Source organism: Vibrio anguillarum (assembly GCF_001989995.2).
Lineage (GTDB): Bacteria > Pseudomonadota > Gammaproteobacteria > Enterobacterales > Vibrionaceae > Vibrio > Vibrio anguillarum.
Genome location: NZ_JAHGUP010000187.1, coordinates 1 through 1092 on the forward strand (window position 1 = coordinate 1; position 1092 = coordinate 1092).

General features: G+C 37.9%; 1 protein-coding gene. It reads right to left on the minus strand.

Features of this window, described 5'->3' with window-relative positions; all coding sequences use genetic code 11:
• Positions 1–484: 484 nt before the first annotated feature.
• Positions 485–1057 carry a hypothetical protein gene (locus PL85_RS18300; RefSeq protein ID WP_064626825.1) on the minus strand — a complete coding sequence of 191 codons (573 nt, stop codon included), beginning with the start codon at positions 1055–1057 and terminating at the stop codon, positions 485–487.
• Positions 1058–1092: the final 35 nt, after the last annotated feature.

Sequence of the window (1092 nt, forward strand, 5' to 3'; positions counted from 1 at the left end):
ATTGCAATGGTTGAGTGATTCAAGAATCAACCCAAGCAAGAGCCGTGATAAATAAGCCGCCAAAACAAAGTCCACCTTTCAACAACAAACCAAGCTTTTGAATGAGAAAAACTCAACGAGCGAAAGCTTCAGCAAGTGCAAAATGCTCGATAAACTTGCCCTTTCCACACTTTGCGCACGCTGAATTGACAACAAACCAGCACCAAAACTCATTGAGGCAAACAAAGAACCTTGCCTGTTTTACGGCTTGAGTAAACCACGAATTTGAGGGTAAAAATGCTCATTTGCCGACAACACAAAACGAATGGCCGGAGAAATCCTAAAAAGATTGAACCCCCAAATTCCCCTGAGTTGCATAACGCCCAATTAAGGTGTGAAGCACGCGTCCACAAAACTTAAATAGACCACCTTAATCACTAAACTTAACCCAAACTGAGAATGCCAAGCGTGCTGAATCACGCTTAAATTGTTTGTTAGGTAAAATTCATGACGTAGCTATTGTTGCATCAATGAAGACTTGAACTTTTTCGTACCACATGTAAAAGCCAGTAACTGTTAAAACCATACCAACAAATACCCCAACAACTTGTAAGAATGATAATTGTGCCAAATGCCCTTGTACCAACTCAACTTTCTTAAGTTCACACTCATTTTCAATCTGATCCTTTGCAATTTCTAATGAAAATGAATCAATATCTTTTGGTACTGACGCAACCAGTTCCTCAAGCTGTGATCGCGGTATTTCAATACGATTTTGGTGAAACCAATCTTTAAACTTCATAATAAAATCACCTGGTTTCAAATGTGCATTTTCCTTGCCAAATTCGCCAATAACGCCATCAACGTACTTTATAGAGATCATGTAGTCTCTTAGCATCAAATCAATTTTCAAGGATGTCAGATCATGAATTTTCCTAAACTCAATCACCTGAATTTGATAGTTTTTGCGTACCTTAAACGGGAGCACAATTGATATAAGTAGTACAAATAATCCCGAAATTGACATAAATTTATACAAGCTATCAGTAGGGATAGAAGATAAAGCTGATATATCCACAAATTCTCCTTTTACCTAACGCCAAATTAAGCTGC